The organism is Acidovorax sacchari, assembly GCF_042847045.1.
Taxonomy (GTDB): domain Bacteria; phylum Pseudomonadota; class Gammaproteobacteria; order Burkholderiales; family Burkholderiaceae_C; genus Paracidovorax; species Paracidovorax sacchari.
The window spans coordinates 3,800,762-3,817,551 of the sequence record NZ_AP035783.1; the positions used below are offsets into that span (position 1 = coordinate 3,800,762).

General features: G+C 70.9%; 10 protein-coding genes. 5 read left to right on the forward strand and 5 right to left on the reverse strand.

The window, feature by feature from the left end:
• Positions 1–10: 10 nt before the first annotated feature.
• Positions 11–6,025 carry an MG2 domain-containing protein gene (locus ACGHC0_RS16830; RefSeq protein ID WP_415266225.1) on the reverse strand — a complete coding sequence of 2,005 codons (6,015 nt, stop codon included), beginning with the start codon at positions 6,023–6,025 and terminating at the stop codon, positions 11–13.
• 195 nt (positions 6,026–6,220) lie between these two features.
• On the opposite strand from ACGHC0_RS16830, the gene ACGHC0_RS16835 reads away from it, so the two are divergent.
• Complete coding sequence (locus ACGHC0_RS16835; protein WP_368352063.1) at positions 6,221–7,402, forward strand: OpgC domain-containing protein; 1,182 nt, start codon at positions 6,221–6,223, stop codon at positions 7,400–7,402.
• Between the two features lie 12 nt (positions 7,403–7,414).
• Here the strand turns inward: ACGHC0_RS16835 and ACGHC0_RS16840 are convergent, their stop codons facing one another.
• Together ACGHC0_RS16840 and ACGHC0_RS16845 are read right to left on the reverse strand one after the other, a co-directional pair.
• Positions 7,415–8,221 (reverse strand): SGNH/GDSL hydrolase family protein, encoded by an 807-nt coding sequence (locus ACGHC0_RS16840; RefSeq protein WP_208941538.1) that lies wholly within the window; start codon positions 8,219–8,221, stop codon positions 7,415–7,417.
• Between the two features lie 168 nt (positions 8,222–8,389).
• Positions 8,390–9,664 carry an MFS transporter gene (locus ACGHC0_RS16845; protein ID WP_415266226.1) on the reverse strand — a complete coding sequence of 425 codons (1,275 nt, stop codon included), beginning with the start codon at positions 9,662–9,664 and terminating at the stop codon, positions 8,390–8,392.
• Between the two features lie 96 nt (positions 9,665–9,760).
• Here ACGHC0_RS16845 and ACGHC0_RS16850 point away from each other — a divergent pair, with 96 nt between their 5' ends.
• On the forward strand, positions 9,761–10,669 hold the full coding sequence (locus ACGHC0_RS16850; protein WP_415266227.1) for a LysR family transcriptional regulator: 909 nt from the start codon (positions 9,761–9,763) through the stop codon (positions 10,667–10,669).
• 36 nt (positions 10,670–10,705) lie between these two features.
• On the opposite strand, the gene ACGHC0_RS16855 is transcribed toward ACGHC0_RS16850, so the two are convergent.
• Together ACGHC0_RS16855 and argH are read right to left on the reverse strand one after the other, a co-directional pair.
• On the reverse strand, positions 10,706–11,689 hold the full coding sequence (locus ACGHC0_RS16855; RefSeq protein ID WP_415266228.1) for a Bug family tripartite tricarboxylate transporter substrate binding protein: 984 nt from the start codon (positions 11,687–11,689) through the stop codon (positions 10,706–10,708).
• Positions 11,690–11,722: 33 nt separating this feature from the next.
• Positions 11,723–13,180 carry an argininosuccinate lyase gene (argH, locus tag ACGHC0_RS16860; protein ID WP_415266229.1) on the reverse strand — a complete coding sequence of 486 codons (1,458 nt, stop codon included), beginning with the start codon at positions 13,178–13,180 and terminating at the stop codon, positions 11,723–11,725.
• A 51-nt stretch (positions 13,181–13,231) separates the two neighbouring features.
• Here argH and ACGHC0_RS16865 point away from each other — a divergent pair, with 51 nt between their 5' ends.
• Genes ACGHC0_RS16865 through ACGHC0_RS16875 form a run of 3 tightly spaced genes read left to right on the forward strand, consistent with a single transcriptional unit; the run spans position 13,232 to position 16,736 of the window.
• Positions 13,232–14,296, forward strand: a complete 1,065-nt coding sequence (locus tag ACGHC0_RS16865) for a sensor histidine kinase (protein ID WP_415266230.1) — start codon at positions 13,232–13,234, stop codon at positions 14,294–14,296.
• A gap of 40 nt (positions 14,297–14,336) precedes the next feature.
• Positions 14,337–15,074: a LytR/AlgR family response regulator transcription factor gene (locus tag ACGHC0_RS16870; RefSeq protein ID WP_415266231.1), complete on the forward strand. Its 738-nt coding sequence runs from the start codon at positions 14,337–14,339 to the stop codon at positions 15,072–15,074.
• Between the two features lie 33 nt (positions 15,075–15,107).
• The gene (locus ACGHC0_RS16875; RefSeq protein WP_415266232.1) at positions 15,108–16,736 is read left to right on the forward strand and encodes a lyase family protein; all 1,629 of its coding nucleotides are present in this window, start codon (positions 15,108–15,110) and stop codon (positions 16,734–16,736) included.
• Positions 16,737–16,790: the final 54 nt, after the last annotated feature.

Below are 16,790 nucleotides of genomic sequence, written 5' to 3' on the forward strand. Positions count from 1 at the left end.
CCCCTGCCCGTCAGCGCGCCGCTTCCACCTTCATGCGGGGGTTCGGCGTTTCTCCGAACATCTCGGGCGCGTACATGGCCTCCACCCGCGTGGGCGGGAGCGCGAACTCGCCGACGTTGTTCAGCCGCACGGTGTACTCGGCGGTGAGCGATCCCTTGGACACGTACTCGTAGTAGCCGCGCCAGGCCTCGAAGCTGCGCTCCTCGTAGGCCAGCCAGCCGCTGCCACGCTTCTCGCCCTGCGTCGCGATCTCGGAGTCGCGCCCCAGGCCGTTGCCCAGGATGGTGGCGCCGCCGGGCACCGGGTCGGTGAGCACCACCCAGGTCATGTCGGCAGTGGAGGTCACCTCGAGTTTCACGCGCAGCACGTCGCCGCGGGTGTACCGGCCGGCCACCGCCTGCTCCACGGGCGTGATGGTCTTCTTGACGGTGTAGCCGGCGGAGAACGGCGCCTTCAGCTGCACCGCGGCCACCGACTGCAGCGTGAGCCAGGGCTTGCCGGTGCCTTGCTGCGTCACGGTGAGCGTCTCCTTGCCGCCCGAGGTGCTCCAGGGCAGGAACATGCCGTTGTTGGTCAGGTTGCCGGGCGACGCGGGGGCACCGAACCACGTGGTCTGGTGCGGGGCGCCCGCGGCATCGGCGGTGGAGACGCGGCCTACCTTGCTCCAGTCCACGCTGGCGGTGTTGCCGCCCATCGCCGCGCGGGTGAACCCGGTGACCGGCGTGGCCTCGAACTTCGCGCTGAATTTCTCCAGCGCCAGGCCGCCCCAGAGGTTGGCCGTGGTGGTGTGCCAGGCACCGCCCTGCTGCCGCGCGATGAAGCCGTTGGCCAGGCGGCCCATGTCGTCCTTCCAGGCCGGATCGTCCATCACGGCCAGCATGAGCCGCGCCGTGTTCACGTCACCGTTCTGCATGAGCCACCACCAGTAGTCGTCCTGCTCGGAGCTGAAGATCAGCTTGGTGCCCTGGTAGGACAGGCGGGACTTGAGGATCTGGGTGGCCTCCGCCATGCGCTGCTCGCGCTGCGGTGCATCGGTCACGCGCCGCAGTATGTTCAGCCAGTCGATCACGCTGTGCGTGGGCCACTGGTTGGGCGCCACGGTGATGGACGACAGCATGCGGCCCGTGGCCTTGCCGTAGCGCGACAGCGCCTCGATCGCGGCGAGCTTGCGCATGTCCAGGTCCTTGCGCGGGCTCCAGAAGTCGCGCTGGATGCGGCCTTCCACGAAGGCGATCAGGCCGCGTTCCATCGGCGCACGCACTTCCGGAGAGAGCGCGAAGGCCGGGTCGATGGACGAGGCCTCGTGCGTGGCCGCGAGCAGGTAGGCGGTGAGCGTGTCGCTGCCGCGGTTGCCGCTGCCCGCCTGCGGCGGGAAGTAGCTGGCGAGCCCGTCGCCGTCCAGGTAGGTGGGCAACTGGCCCACCACGGTCTGCCACAGCTTGCCGTCGCGCAGGCCCACGGCCTTGCTGGTCTTCTGCTCCAGGCAGAGGAACGGGTAGTTGGCGAACCAGTCGCGCACGCCCGGCAGGCCCTCGGCGAGCTTGGGCTGCACGGACATCTTCAGCCCCCCGCGGCCGGGGATGGCGTCGGCGGGCGGCTTCACGTCGATGCCGAAGCTGCCGTCCACCTGCACGAGGGTGGCCTGCTGCACCGTCAGCGGCACGGCCGGCACGAGCCGCTGCGTGGCCTTGAGCGCATCGCGCGCGCCGGCGGCGCCGGGCGTGGTGTCGCGCGCCTCGATCTCCCACAGGATCGCCTCGGCCCGCGTGCGGGCGAGCTGCGCGGGCGCGGTCACGTTCCAGGCCACCTCGCGGGATTCGCCGGCCGGGATGTCCACGGTCTGCTTGTCCAGCGAGAGCAGCGTGGCGCGCGGTGCCACCTCGACCTTCATGGCCGCCTTGGTGGTGTTGCGCAGCGTGAACTGGGCGCGGAACTGGTCGTCCTCGCGCACCAGCGGCGGCAGGCCGCTGATGATCTGCAGATCCTGCGTGGCCCGTATGCTGGTGGAGCCGGTGCCGAACTGGCCCGTGCCCGCATCCGCCACCGCGACGATCTTGAAGGTGGTGAGGGCATCGTTCAGCGGCACGGTGACCTGCGCGCGGCCATTGGCGTCCAGGCGCACCGCAGGCTGCCAGAGCAGCAGGGTATCGAGCAGCTCGCGCGTCTGCGCGCGCCCGCCACCGCCGCCTGCCGGCACGGCCTTCTTGCCGTAGTGGCGCCGCCCGATGATCTCCATCTGGGCAGTGGAGGTTTCCACGCCCCAGGCACGCCGCTGCAGCATGGCGTCCAGCAGGTTCCAGCTGGTGTTGGGCATCAGTTCCAGCAGGGCCTGGTCCACCGCGGCCACGGCCACCTCGGCGTTCGCCGCGGGCTTGCCGTCGGGCAGCGTGGCGGCGATGGTGACCAGCGCCTTGCCGCGCACCGGGTAGCTCTCCTTGTCGGCCGTCACCTTCACCTCGATGCGGTGCGCCTTGGCGCCCACCTTGATCTCGGCCAGCCCCAGCCGGTAGGCGGGCTTGGACAGGTCCACCATGGCCGTGGGCGCGACGTATTCCTTGCCCTCGTACCAGAAGGCCGTCCACCACTCGCGCGGCGCCTTGAAGCCCCACGTGAAGAAGCTGTACCAGGGCACCTCGCGCAGCCGTCCGCGCAGCGCGAGCACGCTCACATAGACGTTCGGGCCCCAGCCTTCCTCGATCTTGAGCTGCACCGTCGGATCCTGGCCATTGAGCTGCACCACGCGCATGTCGATGATGCCCTCGCGCTCCACGCTCACCAGCGCCGTAGCCTGGCGGAACGGCATGCGCACCTGCAGCCGGGCGGTCTCGCCGGGCTGGTAGCTCTTCTTCTCGGGCAGCAGGTCGATGCGGTCGTGGTCTTCGCCGCCGAACCACAGCTCGCCCTGCCGCGTCACCCAGACCGATGCGGCCGCCTCGGACTGGTTGCCGTCCTTGTCGCGCGCGGTGGCCACCAGTTCGACCTCCCCGGCCTCATCGAGCCTGGCCTCGCACAGCACCAGCCCGCGGCTGTCGCTCTTGCCGGTGCACACCGTTCCCAGGTCCTTGGTCTCGGTCTTGTTGTCGTAGCTGTAGAAGCCGCCCACCATGCGCTTGCGGCTCGTGGTGGTGATGCGGGCCACGGCCTGCACCTGCACGGGCACGCCCTCCTGCACCTTGCCGTCCAGGCCGAGCGCCAGGGCCTGGAAGCGGATCTTCTGCGCGGCGGACACCCAGCCCTCGGTCTTGATGCCGGCCACCACCGCGGCCGGCCAGACCGTCTGCGTGCTGCGCAGGGTCTGCACTTCGCCGTTGGGGTCGGAATACGTGGCTTCGAGCACGAGGTCCTGCGCGCGGCGGGAATTGGGAATGTTGTCGATCGCCACCTTGCCCGCGCCGTTGCGGTCGAGCGTCACGGCCAGCTTGTCGGCGATCACGCGCGCATCATCGGCCGAGGCGGGCTCCTCGTCGTCGCCGCTGTTTCCGCCCTGGGGCTGCGCGCCCTTGCGGCGCGGCGGCTCGAAGCTGAAGGCGTCGAAATCGGGGAACTGCAGCGGCTTGCCGCGCACCATTGCCGATACGCGCACGGGCAGGTTGGCCGCGCCGCCACCGGACACGTAGTTCACCTGCACGTCCGTGGGCACCGAACGGGGGCGCACCAGCGGCTTCTTGTCGGCCGGCGCGATGCGGCCTTCCAGCACGGGCAGGCGGAACTCCTCCACGCGGAACTCGCCGGAGGTGAAGCTGCGGCCACGGCGGACGTCGTCCCCGCGCAGTTCCACGCTGTACACGCCCAGCTTGGCCGCGGGCGGCAGCGCGAAGGTGCTCTCGGCGCTCAAGCCCCCCGTGGGCGTGCGGCGCCACTGCAGCGGCTGGGTGAATTGCTGGCCGCTGCCCACGTGGGTGATGGCCAGCGTGTGCGGCTCGGCATCAGGCAGGCCGAAGCCCTGGCGGTTCTGCGTGCGCAGGATGTGCTTCATCGACACTGTCTCGCCCGCACGCAGCAGCGTGCGGTCGAAGATGGTGTGCGCTATCTGGTCCGGCTCGGGCTGGCTGCTCGTGGGCACGTTGAAGCGCCATGGCTCGATGCCGCGCTGCCAGTCGCTCCAGGTGAAGGCCATGTCCTGCACGCCGTCGGCGCCCTGGGCGCGCGCGCTCACGAAGTAGGCATTCATGCCCTCCAGGCCGTCACGGCCCGTGCACGAGGGCGGCTGGGGCGACAGGCCGTCGAAGCGCGCGATGCCCTGGGCATCGGTGGTCGCGGTGGCCAGTTCGCGGCCGTCGCAGCCCGACACGCGCACCACCGCACCCGGCACCACCTGTCCCTTGTCGAGCGTGGTGACCCAGGCCGCGGCATTCTCGCGCCCCAGCTTGAAGTGCACGCCCAGGTTGGTCACGAGCGCGGAGGTGCGCACGTACATCGTGCGCCCCGCACCGTGGCGCTCGTCCAGCAGCGAGCGGCCCAGCATCGGCGAGGCGATCTCCACCACGTGGAAGCCCGGCGGCAGCGGAATGCCGACCACCTCGAACGGGCGGGGATCGCCGCTCGCCGGGCGCGGCAGGTCCAGCACCTTGGCACGGGGCTGGCCGCCGAGCAGCGACACCATGCGCGACTGCACCGTGTCCTTGCCCTCGTCCTGCAGCACCTGGGGCAGCGGTCCGCGCACGTCACGGCTCGCCTCCCGGCGCGTCACCAGGTAGTCGTCGTACCGGCGCACCCGGCGGTACCACGCGATGATGTCCGCATCGGCCGTGGGCTGGAAGGTGCTCACCTTGCCCGCTGGCGCCGGCGCGGCCGCGGGTGCGGAGGCGCCGGGGGCGGCTCCGGCCGCCAGGCCCTGCACGCGCAGGTCCGCCTCGACATTGCGCAGGGTGACGGGCAGCAGGGCCGGCCCCTTGTCCCCTTCCGCGAAGCGCTCGACCACGCCGAACGGCGAAGCAGCGAACTTCGCCAGCGGCGGCATGGGGCCCGTGGACACGGCCAGCGGGAAGCTGTCTGCATTGCGCAGCGGCCGGCCCGACGCATCCTTGAAGTCCTTGGGCAGCTCCAGCCGCATGGCGGTCTGCGGCGCGAAAGGCGGCATGAACTGCACGCTGTTGACCACCGTGTCGCCGTCGCCCTCGCCGTCCAGGCGCGGCTTGAGGGTTTCCTTGTCGGACTTCAGCCGGATCGCCTCGGCGAGCTTGCGCGGCACGGGCGCGTTGAACGACAGGCGCATCGGCCGGATCGGCAGACAGGCCGCCTGCGCGTTCTCGCGCTCGCAACCGAACTCGGCGCTGAAGGGCTCGCGCACGGTGTAGCCGTAGCGGCGCTCCACGGTGTTGGGCACCCCGTTGGGGGTGGCCACGCCCTGGCCGTACACCAGCTGCACTTTGGAGCCCGACGTGAGCCGGCGGTTGCAGGCCAGCGACGCATAGCGCAGGGGAGCCTGCTTAGCCGCGTTCTCCAGGCCCAGCGAAGTCAGCAGCGCGGCGCGCTCCGTGCCTTCGATGAGGCGCACCGGGATGCGCTCGCCCACGTCCTCGGCCACGCACCAGACGTTGGCCTTCACGCTCTCCAGGGTGGCCGGGCCGCTCAGCTGCAGCAGGAAGAACTGCTCCTCGTCGATGGGCTGGTAGGTACCGGGGCGCACGCTTTGCACGAAGGGGCCGCCGGTATTGAACTGGTAGCGCACCGTGCCCGACAGGGCGGAACCGCTGGCGGACTTGAAGCCGGCGCGGGCCGTGGCCGTGCAGCGCGTGCCGGGCGGCAGGTCCGCAGCGAAGTCATACACCCACTCGCGCTCGCCGGTCCAGCGGCCCGTGCCCTTGGACGCATCGCCGCCGCAATCCACGGAGAACGGCGCGGGAGCCTTCGGATCGCCGAAATTCACGGCGGCGGCGTCGAACTTCACCACCACCTGCCGCACGCGGGCCACCTCGCCCTGCGGCGAAAAGCTGGAGACGGACAGGGCCTGCGCGGCCCCGGCCGAGGCCAGGCCCAGGAACGCGGCCAGCGCCGCGCGGACGAAATGCGTCGTTGTTGTCATGGATATGCGAGCAATGGCGCGGCCCCGGGGGCGCAGCGGCCCCCAAACGGCGGCTGCGGGAGCGGCAAACCCCGGGAGGTTAGCCCATCGCCGGGGGACGGGGCACGCTGCCGTCCGCTGAGTTGTAAACGGCCTACACACCCCGTCCGCGGGATGCCCGCACAATGGCGCGGCGCCCGGAGCGCCCTCCACTCCATGCCCGAAACCTCCACTTCCCGCCGCTGGGAGATCGATGCCGTCCGGGGACTCATGCTGGTCCTCATGACGGTCACCCATCTGCCCACCCGGCTCACGATGCCGCTCGGCCAGCCCTTCGGCTTCGTCTCTGCGGCCGAGGGGTTCGTGCTGCTGTCCGCCTACATGGCAGGCATGGTGTACGGACGCACCGCCGCGCGCCGCGGCATCCCGGCCATGCGGCAGGCCTTCCTCCGCCGGGCCACCAAGATCTACGCCTGCCAGGCCACCACCCTGCTCTTCCTGTTCACCGTGATCACCTTCATCGGCATCCGGGTGGACGAGCCGGCCATCAAGGGCCTCATCACCTTCTACCTGGCCAAGCCGCTCGAGGCACTCGTGGGCGGCCTGCTGCTGGTGTACGAGCCCCCGCTGCTCGACATCCTGCCCATCTACGTCCTCTTCATGCTCGCGAGCCCCTGGGTGATGTCGGTCGGGCTGCGGCGCGGCTGGGCACCGGTGCTGGCCGTGAGCACCGGGCTGTGGTTCCTGGCGCAGTTCGGGCTCTCGAAATGGTTCTACGACGCCATCGATGCGGTGGTGCGCAACCCCATACCCTTCCACGAGACGGGTACCTTCTCGATGTGGGGATGGCAGTTCCTCTGGGTACTGGGCCTGTGGATGGGCGCGTCGCGCAACGACCCCGAGGCACCGCCCTTCGTCTTCCCGCGCCGGGCAGTGTGGGCGGCGGCGGGCATCGCCGTGGTGGGCTTCTGCTGGCGCCACGCGATCGGGCAGGTCCCCTTCGGCGACGGCCTGCCCGAATGGAACCTGGTTTTCGACAAGTGGCAGCTGGGGCCGCTGCGGGTGCTGAACCTGTTCGCGCTGCTCGTGCTGGCGATCCGGTTCGGCCCGCCCCTGGCGGCGCGCATGCCCCGGCCCCGCTGGCTGGAAACCCTGGGAGCGGCCTCCCTGCCGGTGTTCTGTGCGCACCTCGTGGTGGTGCTGCTCGCCATCAGCCTGATGGGAGCTCGCTACGACCGGCCCTGGTGGCAGGACATCGCCCTGCTGGCCGTCTGCTTCGCGGCCCTGCACGCCGTGGCGCGGATCAGCCTGTGGTGGGACAAGGGGCCGGACGAGGATGCGCCGGGCACCCCGCGCAAGCTGCTGCGCCTGCGGCGGCCGCTGCCCCCGGCGCTGTAGCGCGGGGAAAAGTCAGGGCCGGGCGCTGGCCCGGATGAGCCCGTCCGTACCCGGCTGGGCGGCCGTGGCGCTGCTCGCGGGCACGGCGCCGTCGCCCACGTAGCTGCCGATGATGGTGCGCCAGAGGTCGTAGCCCGCATCGTTCATGTGCAGGTGGTCGGCCCCGAACAGTTCGGTGCGCGGCAGGCCCTGCGCATCCAGCATGGGCGTGAAGATGTCGATGAAATCGCTGTTGGGCACCGTGCGCACGTATTGCGCCAGCAGGGCGTTGGCCTCGCGCATGCGCGGCAGCAGCGACAGGCGCAGCGGGCTGGGCTTGATGGAGATGTAGCTGATGCGCGTCTCGGGCAGCGCCTCGCGCACCGAGCGCACGAAGGACTGGAAGCTCTCGAGCACCTGCTCGGGCGTGCGCCCTTCCGCCAGGTCGTTGTCGCCCGCATACACCATCACATGGCGGGGCTGGTACTGCAACACGAGGTTCTTCACGAAGTACTGGCAGTCGGCCATGGTCGAGCCGCCGAAACCGCGGTTGATGACCACGGGCAACTGCCGGAAATCCTCGCGCAGATCGGTCCACAGGCGAATGGTCGAGCTGCCGACGAAGAGCACGCCACCCGTCTTCGGCAGGCCTGCCTTGTCCGCCGCCGCGAAGGCGTCCATGCTCGACTGCCAGCGCGCGTAGGGCGCCGGGAGCGCGGCGGCGGCCGAAGGGGCCGCCGTGGGCGCGGCCCAGGCGGCACCGGCCGGCAGAAGCGCTGCGCACAGCACGGCCGCAGCAACACGACCAGGACGGAAACGGCGGGAAAGGCTCAGGGACATGAACGGGTCACTCCGAGAAAACAGCAGCGTGTGATCGATTGTCCGCCGCAGCATTCCCCGCAGAACACAATTTTTACAATTTGAACCTTATTCGTTACAAATTACCAAGCCATTTCCGCATCGCGGTCCGGCCGGGGCTTCGCCAGGCCGCCGGATGTGCCAGGCAGCTTATCCGTGGGCCCATGCCGTCGGCCGTACCGTGGCCGCCCTGCCCAGCGCCGCCGCAGCCGCGAGGCCCGCCAGCGCGATGCCACCGGTCAGGCCCGCCACGGCCGGCCAGCCGCCGTGCTGCCAGAACCAGCCGCCCACGGAGCCGGTCACGCTGGAGCCGAGGTAGTAGAAGAGCAGGTAGAGCGACGCCGCATGGCCCTTGGCCTCGCCCGCTTGCGGCCCGACGGAACCGCTCGCCACGGCATGGCCGATGAAAAAGCCGGTGGTGACCAGCGCGATGCCGGCCACGACGGCGGCCAGCGGCGCGAACAGCGTCAGGCCCACGCCCGCGAGCATGAGGGCAAACCCGGCGGCCAGCAGCCGGTGGCGGCCGAAACGGTCGGCCAGGGCGCCTGCGACCGACGAGGACACGATGCCGAAACCGAAGGCCAGGAAGATCAGGCTGGCCTGCGTCTGGCCCAGGTGGTAGGGCGCGCCAGACACCCGGAAGGTGGCGTAGTTGAACACCGTGACGAAGACGCTGGTGAGCAGGAAGCCGATGGCATAGATGCGCAGCAGCCCCGGATTGCGCAGGTGCCCGGCCCAGGCGCGCAGGTGGAACCGCGCGTTGATGCCGGGCCGGCGCACGAAGCGACGCGACGGCGGAAGCAGCCGCAGGAAGCCTGCCGCCGCGGCCAGGCACAGCAGGCCGAGCCCGCCGAGCGCCAGGCGCCACGAGGTGAACTCGGTGACCAGCCCCATGCCCACGCGGCCCACCATGCCGCCGAAAGCCGTGCCGCCCACATAGAGGCCCATGGTGCGTGCAAGGGCCGCGGGCTCGATCTCCTCGGCCAGCCAGGCCATGGCCACGGCGGGCACGCCGCCCAGCACCAGCCCTTCCAGCGCCCGGGCCACGAGCAGGCCGTGCCACGTGGGCGCGAGGGCCGCGCCGATCTGCAGCAGCGCCGCGAGCGCCATGGATGCGCACATCAGCCCGCGGCGGCCCAGGGCCTGCGAGAACGCGCCGGCCAGCACGATGGCGAAGGCCAGCCAGCCCGTGGTGAGCGACAGCGCGAGCGAACTCTCCGCCGGGCTGACGCCGAAACCCGACGCGAACGCCGGCAGCAGGGGCTGCACCGAATAGATCAGTGAAAAGCTGGCCAGGCCGAGCAGGAACATCGCCAGGCCGGCGCGGCGGTACTCCGGCGTGCCGCGGCGCACCCAGTCGGATTCCGGCGCACTGCCTTGCGGGAGGGAGGAGGACTCAGCGGAAGAAGGAGAGGAGGAAGCCATGGACGGTGAACAGTGACGCAAGTCAATGTAGGACGCACGGCTCCATCTGTCCAATATATGACACGCCATGAAGCCATATGCCCTATAAATGGCAGCATGGAATTGCGACACATCCGCTACTTTCTCGCCGTGGCCGAGGAAGGCAACTTCACCCGGGCCGCGGCACGCCTGGGCATCGGGCAGCCCCCGCTGAGCCTGCAGATCCGCGACCTGGAAGCCGAAGTCGGCGCCCCGCTCTTCCACCGTGTCCCCCATGGCGCCGAACTGACGGAGGCCGGCAGGGCCTTCCAGGAAAGGGTGCAGCCACTGCCGGTGCAGGCCGCCCAGGCATTGCAGGCAGCCCGGCGGGCGGCCCGCGGCGAGACCGGTCAACTGCAGCTGGGCTTCACCGGAACCGCGGCATTCAATCCCCTGGTTCCGGCCTGCATCCGGGCGTTCCGCCATGCCTTCCCCCAGGTGGAGCTGCGCCTGGTGGAAGCGAATTCGGTGGCGCTCGCCACCGCACTGCTGGAAGGCCGCCTCGATGCCGCCGTGCTACGCCCTTCCCTCTCCGATCCGGCCGCGCTCGCGGTGCAACCGCTGGTGGACGAGCCGCTCGTGGCCGCATTGCCTGCCGACCACGCCTGCGCCCGCGGGCGCGGCGGACTGGCACTGCAGGCATTGCGGGACGACCCGTTCATCCTCACCCCGCGCGCGGTGGGCATCAGCCTGCACGACGCCGTGCTGGACGCCTGCCGCGCCGCCGGCTTCGAACCCGCGCAGGGCCAGCCCGCGCCGCAGATCGCATCCATCCTGTCGCTGGTGTCAGCGGAAGTGGGGGTTTCGCTGGTGCCCGCCTGCATGCGCCAGCTCAGCGTGCGCGGCGTGGCCTTCCGCACGCTGCGCGCTCCCGCGCCGCGCGTGGGCCTGGCCGTGGCGCACCGTGCCGCGCGGCCGCCGCAGCCGGCCCTGCAGTTCGCGGCCGTCGCCCGGCGCGTGGCGGCAGGGCCGGGGCGCCCGGAATGAGGCACGCCAGCGGAGGCACCCTGCCCCGCGCCGCGCTCATTGCGGCTGGAAGCCGCTCTCGCGGATGATGCGCGTCCAGGCCTGGGTGTAGGCGCGCTCGCGCGCCGTGAGCTGCTGCGGGGTCATCGGCGTGACCGTGAGGCCCATGGCCACCAGTTGCTCCCGCACGTCGGCACGGGCCAGCACCCTGGCAAGAGCGTCGGAGAACTGCTGCACCGCCTTCGCGGGCGTGCCGGCCGGTGCGTAGAAGCCGTAGTAGGGAAGGTCCTCGAAGCCCTTCAGTCCCAGTTCGCCGAAGGTGGGTACATCCGGCAGCGCGGCCTGCCGCCGGTCGCCCAGCACGGCCACGACGCGGATCTTGCCGGCCTTGTGGTTTTCCAGGAAGTCCGGCACCGATCCGACGCCCGCCGCGATCTGGTTGCCGAGCATGTCGCCCATCATGGGCGCGCTGCCCCGGTAAGGAGCGGACACCAGGTCGAGCCGGTAGCGCTCGCCGAGCAGCTTCACCAGGAACTCGGGCGTGGAGGCCGGCGCGGGAATGCCCACCGCGCTCTTGCCGCCCTGCGATTTCACCCAGGCCACGTACTCGTCGAAGCTGCGGGCCGGCGTGCCGCCCGATACGGCGAAGGCGTTGACGAAGGTGGCCACGCCGCCCACGGCGATGAAGTCGTGCACAGGGTCGAAACCCGGGTGCTTCACCACCTGCGGCAGGATGGAGATGGTGTGGTCGTGCGTGAGGAAGACGGTGCTGCCGTCGAGCGGGGACGTCTTGAGCACCTGCGCGGCGATCTGGCCGCCCGCGCCGGGCCGGTTCTCCACCACCACCGGCACGCCGAGCACGTCCTTGAGCTTGTCGGCCAGCAGCCGCGCGATCGCGTCCGAGCCGCCGCCGGGCGGGAAGCCCACCAGGATGCGCAGCGTCCTGCCGGCCTGCGCCCGGGCCGCGAGGGGAAGGCCCGCTGCCAGCGCGGCGCCGGCAAGGGAGGCATGGGAGAGCAGGCGGCGGCGGGACAGGGTCATGGCGGGGCTCCGGTCAGGAAGAAAACGACGTGTTCAGCCCAGGCGCGCGCGGTGGCACGCCAGCTGGCTGCGCACCTGGGCCGGCGCCGTGCCGCCCAGCGTGTTGCGGGCGTTCAGCGATCCGCGCAGGCTCAGGGCGTCGAACACGTCCTTCCCGATGGCCGGATGGAAGCCCTGCAGCACCGTGAGCGGCAGCTCCGACAGGTCCACGCCGTGCGATGTGGCGGCCTTCACGGCGTGGGCCACGGTTTCGTGGGCATCGCGGAACGGCAGGCCCTTCTTGACGAGGTAGTCGGCCAGGTCGGTGGCCGTGGCGTAGCCCTTCTGCGCGGCCTGCTCCATGGCCTGCGGGTTGACGGTGATGCCGCCCTCCTTCCTGCCGGTGGCCGGATCGGGCTGGCCACCGACCATCTCGGCGAAGATGCGCAGCGTGTCCTTGAGCGTATCGACGGTGTCGAACAGCGGCTCCTTGTCTTCCTGGTTGTCCTTGTTGTAGGCCAGGGGCTGGCCCTTCATCAGCGTGATGAGGCCCATCAGGTGGCCCACCACCCGCCCGGTCTTGCCGCGCGCCAGTTCGGGCACGTCGGGGTTCTTCTTCTGCGGCATGATCGACGAGCCGGTGGTGAACCGGTCGGCGATGCGGATGAAGCCGAAGTTCTGGCTCATCCAGATGATGAGTTCCTCGGACAGGCGGCTCACGTGCACCATGCACAGGCTGGCAGCGGCCGTGAATTCGATGGCGAAGTCGCGGTCGCTCACGGCGTCCAGGCTGTTCTGGCAGACACCTTCCATGCCCAGCGTGCGGGCCACGCGCTCGCGGTCCAGCGGGTAGGTGGTGCCGGCCAGCGCGGCGCTGCCCAGCGGCAGCACGTTCACGCGGCGGCGCACGTCCTGCATGCGCTCGGCGTCGCGGGCGAACATTTCCACGTAGGCCAGCATGTGGTGGGCGAAGCTCACGGGCTGGGCCACCTGCAGGTGGGTGAAGCCGGGCAGGATCACGTCCACGTTCTGTTCGGCCACGTCCACGAGGGAACGCTGCAGTTCCCTGAGCAGGTCGGCGATCAGGTCGATCTCGCCGCGCAGCCAGAGGCGCACGTCGGTGGCGACCTGGTCGTTGCGGCTGCGGCCGGTATGCAGGCGCTTGCCGGCATCGCCGACCAGCTGGGTCAGGCGGGCCTCGATGTTCAGGTGCACGTCTTCCAGGTCGAGCTTCCACTCGAAGGCGCCGGACTCGATTTCCTGGGTGATCGTGGCCATGCCGCGCTGGATGGCGGCGTGGTCCTGCGAGCCGATGATGCCCTGGGCCGCCAGCATGTCGGCATGCGCCAGGCTGCCGGCGATGTCGGCCTGCCAGAGCCGCTTGTCGAAGAACACGCTCGACGTGTAGCGCTTGACCAGATCGCTCATGGGTTCGGAAAACAGGGCCGACCAGGCCTGGGCCTTGGTGGCGAGCTGGTCTTGGGAAGGTTGCGCGGAAGGGCTGGAGGACATGGAGGGCAATAATCCGGAGGTTTCGGCCACCCGGAACGCCCGGATGCCGCAATGCAAGAGACGCAAATTTTATCGACCCGGCCCCAGCCCCTGGCAGAGCCCCCTCCGGAGGGGCTCGGCGGGCGTGCGCTCGTCTTCGACGCATGCCACGTCGGCGTGGTGCTGCGCGCCGTGCTGTTCGTGGAGATCGTGCTCGGCGTGGGCGCGATGTACGGGGCCGACGGCCCGGCCGCCTGGCTGGCCCGGCTGTCGCTGCTGACCGGGGGCGCGCTGCCGGCCACCCTGGCCTGGCTGGTCACGGCCTGCAGCCTCAAAACCCTGCTGCAGCGCCTGCCCGTGGCGCTGCAATCCGCGGCCGGCGTGGGGCTGGGGGCGCTGGCCGGCCTCTACGCCTGCGGCATGCTGGTGCTGGTCGGCGTGCCCGTGGAGGCACCGTGGCTGGCCAGCGCCGCGAGCGGGGCGCTGCTGTCGGCACTGCTCGTGGCGGCGCTGGTGCTGCGCGCCCGGGCGCGCACGCCGGCCGCCACCACCGCCCGGCTCAGCGAACTGCAGGCCCGCATCCGGCCGCACTTCCTCTTCAACACCCTCAACAGCGCCATCGCGCTGGTGCGCGACGAGCCGGCCAAGGCCGAGGCGCTGCTGGAAGACCTGAGCGACCTGTTCCGCCATGCCCTGGTGGAACAGGGCGACTCCGCGACGCTGGGCGAGGAGATCGTGCTGGCGCGGCGCTATCTCGCCATCGAGGAAGTGCGCTTCGGGGACCGCCTGCGCGTGCAATGGCTGCTCGACCCGCGCACCGACAGCGCCCGGCTGCCGCCCCTGCTGCTGCAGCCGCTGGTGGAAAACGCCGTCAAGCACGGCGTGGAGCCCTCCGCCCAGGGCGGCAAGCTGCGCGTGACGACCGAGCTGCGCGGCAGCCGCGCCGTGGTCACCATCACCAACACCGTGCCGCCCGGCGGGACCCGCGCGGAAGACGACGCCCCCCGCGGCCATGGCATCGCCCTGGCCAATGTGCGCGACCGGCTGCGCCTGCTGCACGATGTGCAGTGCGATTTCTCGGCGGGCATGCACAATGGCTTCTACCGGGTGCGCATCTCCCTGCCGGCGCATGCCTGACGCCCGCCACCGCGACCGACACCACCTCCTTGCGGCTCCCATGCACATCCTCATCGTGGACGACGAAGCCCTCGCCCGCAGCCGCCTGCGCACGCTGCTGTCCGACAGCGGCGGACACACCCTGGCCGAGGCCGCGAATGCCGCCGAAGCGCTGCAGTTGCTGCGCGCGCCGGGCGGGCGGCCCTTCGACACCGTGCTGCTCGACATCCACATGCCCGGCCAGGACGGGCTCTCCCTCGCGCATGCGCTGCGCGCTTTGGCCAACGCTCCCGCCATCGTCTTCGTGACGGCGCATGCCGACCATGCCGTGAGCGCCTTCGAACTGGACGCGGCGGACTACCTCACCAAGCCCGTACGCGCCGAGCGCCTGCAGCAGGCGCTGGCCAAGGCCCGGCGCGCCGCCGCCCAGCCCCCGGCCGCCCCCCCTGCCCCGCAGGACGCGGAGGCGCTGCTGATCCAGGACCGGGGCCGCACCGAGCGCGTGCCGCTGGACGAGGTGGTCTATGTCAAGGCCGAACTGAAGTACCTCACCGTCCGCACGGGCACGCGCAGCTACATCCTGGACGGCGCGCTGAGCGAGCTGGAAGCGCGCTACCCGTCCCGCCTCCTGCGCGTGCACCGCAACGCGCTGGTCGCCCGGCGCGCGCTGCGCTCCATCGAGAAGCACTACGACCCGGTGGAAGGCGAAGGCTGGGCCGTGCGCATGCATGGCCTGCCGGAACTCCTGTCCGTGTCGCGCCGCCAGGTGTCCGCGGTCCGCGAGGCGCTCGCAGGCTAAGCCCGTCCCATCAGAAATACACAGGAGACAAGCATGACGATTCCACGAGGACACCCTCGGAAGCCACCGCGGGTGCGCGCCGCACTGCACGCCCTCGCCTGCGCCGCCGCGCTCTGCGCGGGCACCACGGCGGCAGCGCAAACCACCGCACCGCAGGCCGGGGCGCCTGCACCGGCAACGGCAACGGCAACGGCTTCCAGCCCACCGTCCGCAGCCCCGGCCCGGCCGGCCGCGGCCCCGCCCCGCGATGAGTTCTTCTGGCTCGGCGAGATCAACAAGGCATCGGCCGTCATCAACATCGACCAGGGTTTGCTCGACAGGTCCCTCGCGCCGCTGGTCCACGGCGGCATCAGCAAGGTGCTGGCCGACGGCAACCGGCCCGGCGGCAAGCGGCCCCGGCTGGTGATCACCTTCGAGCCCCTGCTCATCGAAGCCGCGGGCCCGCAGATCACGCTGCTGCACGCCGGCCGCTCCAGCCAGGACATGCTTTCCACCGTGCGCGCGGCCATGCTGCGCGACCAGATGCTGCAGCTGGCCGAAGCACTGAACCAGACGACGGTCACCATGGTCCGGCTGGCCGACAGGCACCAGGCCACCGTGGTGCCCAACTACACGAACGGCGTGGCCGCGCAGCCCAACAGCTACGGCCACTACCTGCTGGGCCTGGCCAGCGGCCTGGACCGCGATGCCCAGCGCATCCGCGAGGCCTACGCCCGCATCGACCGCTCGCCCATGGGCACGACGGTGCTCAACGGCACGAGCTGGCCGCTCGACCGCCAGCGCATGGCGGATTACCTGGGCTTTTCCGCCACGGTGGACAACGCCTACGACGCGGCGCAGGTCTCGGCCGTGGACCAGCCGGTGGAGGCCGGCGCCATCGTCATGGCGATCGCCCTGCACGCCGGCACCTTCATCGAGGACGTGATGACGCAGTACGCGCAGCCCCGCCCGTGGATCCTGCTGCAGGAAGGCGGCGGCAACACCTACGTGTCGAGCGCGATGCCGCAGAAGCGCAATCCCGGCCTGCTCAACGCCACGCGCCGCGACGCCTCGCAGGCCCTGACGCTGGGCATGGGAGCGGCCATCCAGGCGCACAACATCCCGCCCGGCATGCAGGACCCCAAGGAAGAACGCAACAACACCGCCATGGTGCAGAGCGCGATCGACGTGCTGCGCCAGTGGGACCGGATCCTGGGCGCGCTGGTCATCGACCCGCAGCGCGCGCTCGAGGAATTGAACAGCGACTGGACCGCCTCGCAGGAGCTGGCCGACGTGCTGATGCGCAAGTACCGGCTGCCCTTCCGCGTGGGCCACCATTTCGCATCGGAGGTGGTCGGCTACGCCAAGGCCAAGGACATCAAGCCGCTGGACTTTCCCTACGCCGAGGCCCGCCGCATCTATGCGGAATCGGTGCACGGCTCGGAATTCCCCGCGCAACTGCCCATGGACGAGGCCGAGTTCCGCGCCACGCTGGACCCGGTGGCCATCGTCCGCAACCGCGCGACGGCGGGCGGCCCCCAGCCAGCGGAAATGGCCCGCATGCTCAAGGCCGCCCAGGGCCGCGTCGAGCAGCAATCGGCCTGGATAGCCGCACAGCGCGCCCGCATCGGCGGCAGCCTCGCCCGCCTGGACCGCGACTTCGACCGCCTGGCCCCCCGCTGACCGACGAGCAAAGCCGCCGGCCCATGCCATGTCGCGGCCCAGGCCAGCAGCAGC

Excerpts from the sequence above, each read along its gene's own strand:
- ACGHC0_RS16830 (WP_415266225.1), bottom strand. The coding sequence starts at position 6,025 with ATGACAACAACGACGCATTTCGTCCGCGCGGCGCTGGCCGCGTTCCTG.
- ACGHC0_RS16835 (WP_368352063.1), top strand. The coding sequence starts at position 6,221 with ATGCCCGAAACCTCCACTTCCCGCCGCTGGGAGATCGATGCCGTCCGG.
- ACGHC0_RS16840 (WP_208941538.1), bottom strand. The coding sequence starts at position 8,221 with ATGTCCCTGAGCCTTTCCCGCCGTTTCCGTCCTGGTCGTGTTGCTGCG.
- ACGHC0_RS16845 (WP_415266226.1), bottom strand. The coding sequence starts at position 9,664 with ATGGCTTCCTCCTCTCCTTCTTCCGCTGAGTCCTCCTCCCTCCCGCAA.
- ACGHC0_RS16850 (WP_415266227.1), top strand. The coding sequence starts at position 9,761 with ATGGAATTGCGACACATCCGCTACTTTCTCGCCGTGGCCGAGGAAGGC.
- ACGHC0_RS16855 (WP_415266228.1), bottom strand. The coding sequence starts at position 11,689 with ATGACCCTGTCCCGCCGCCGCCTGCTCTCCCATGCCTCCCTTGCCGGC.
- argH (WP_415266229.1), bottom strand. The coding sequence starts at position 13,180 with ATGTCCTCCAGCCCTTCCGCGCAACCTTCCCAAGACCAGCTCGCCACC.
- ACGHC0_RS16865 (WP_415266230.1), top strand. The coding sequence starts at position 13,232 with ATGCAAGAGACGCAAATTTTATCGACCCGGCCCCAGCCCCTGGCAGAG.
- ACGHC0_RS16870 (WP_415266231.1), top strand. The coding sequence starts at position 14,337 with ATGCACATCCTCATCGTGGACGACGAAGCCCTCGCCCGCAGCCGCCTG.
- ACGHC0_RS16875 (WP_415266232.1), top strand. The coding sequence starts at position 15,108 with ATGACGATTCCACGAGGACACCCTCGGAAGCCACCGCGGGTGCGCGCC.